2 pseudogenes are annotated in these 1587 nt (G+C 38.4%); one reads left to right on the forward strand and one right to left on the reverse strand.

Features of this window, described 5'->3' with window-relative positions:
• A pseudogene (locus AB0C76_RS41300) lies at positions 1-224 on the forward strand (RepB protein); the annotation flags it as partial.
• A gap of 45 nt (positions 225-269) precedes the next feature.
• Here the strand turns inward: AB0C76_RS41300 and AB0C76_RS41305 are convergent.
• Positions 270-1429, reverse strand: a pseudogene (locus AB0C76_RS41305) (IS3 family transposase).
• Positions 1430-1587: the final 158 nt, after the last annotated feature.

Raw genomic sequence — 1587 nt, forward strand, 5'->3', positions numbered from 1 at the left:
TAAGTCCGTTTGAAATGCAAGATATAAAACTCATGTCAGGCTTGCAGGCACACGTGTACCCCCTTTATGACGAACTGAAAGACTTACGAGGTTTGAATGGGGTCAAAGACCACTTGTCTTATGTGAGAGCCAAGCGAGAAGACTACTCAAAGAAAAATATCACTAAGTATCTCAAAAAAGCAATCGAGCAATACCTACCTACGGTTAAAAGGCAGGACTTATGATGAGTGAAAAGTTAAAGACAATTAAAGTGGACTAATGTCAAATATTTAGACACAAAATGAGCTATATTTTCTTAAAATAATTTTCTTCTTTCTGATTTGGAGTTAAACCCTTGTTGGCGGAATGAGGATTATAATTGTTATAAAATTGTTCGATGTATTCAAAGCAAGAGAGTTGAACTTCTTAAATGGAGTGATAAGTTCTGCGATTAATTTCTCGTTGTTTAAGATACTTGAAAAAGACCTCAGTGACGGCATTATCATAAGGATATCCAGGCTTGGAGTAAGAAGCAAGCAATTGATGCTCATCTAATAACTTTCTAAAGGAAGCTGATTTAAATTGGCTTCCTTGATCCGAATGAAAGATAATTGGTTCCTTAGGCTTCCTCTTATTTATAGCTATCTCTAAGGTGTCACAGGCGAGTTTGGCATCAATTCGATCACTTACTTTCCACGCAATACATTTCCTTGAGTAGAGGTCAAGAATAGCACAGAGATAAACATGTCGTTTAGGTCCTATAGAGATATAAGTGAAATCTGTTGTCCAAACTTGATTTGGGGAGTTCGGGTTAAATTCTTGTTTAAGCAGATTATCAGAAGAAAATACAGGAGCTTTCTTTGATTTAAAACAAGGTTTGATGGTTGACATTTTAGGGAGTGTCATAGACTTGAGAAGTCTTAAGATACGGCCTTCAGAAATATTAACGCCATAATCACGCAGGAGAATGATTTTAAAAGCTCTCGTTCCAATTCTTTTCTTGGCTTTCATATAAATCTCAAGGAGTAATTTTCTCAAGCGTTGATTTTCTACTTCACGCTTCGAAGGCCTCTTGTTTATGAAAAGTTATAGTAGGTGGAACGATTGACATGTAAAACACGACAGAGCATAACTGTCGTGTGTTCAAATCGGAGTCTATAGATGGCTTTCAATCTTACTTGGAGTTTTGCATGAATATGGCACTCGCTTTTTTTAAGATCAGATTTTCTTCCTCTAGTTGGGCATTCCTTTTTTGTAATTCTTGAATCTGTTTAGCAGTCAACACCGTATTATCTTCAAGACGCACTTGAGAGTACTGCTTAATCCATTTTGCAAGTGCAGAAGAAGATACGCCATAATCTTTACAGAGTTCAGTTTGTGTTTTACCAGTTTGATAGAGATTAACAAGCGATTGTTTGAAATCCTCATCGTAACGTTTAAAACCTGACATAAAAGTCCTTTCATTTTTGTGTCTTAATAGACAGATTATAACACCCAATTTTCTGTCCACTTGGGGCGTCTTCGTCCTCGGCGGCGGCGTCTCCGACTCCGGCCGCCTGCTGCTCGACCCGGTCGCCAAGGCCTTCGAGCACTACCTGACCGGCGGCG

Origin of the sequence: Kitasatospora sp. NPDC048722 (genome assembly GCF_040650235.1) — a bacterium.
Lineage (GTDB): Bacteria > Actinomycetota > Actinomycetes > Streptomycetales > Streptomycetaceae > Kitasatospora.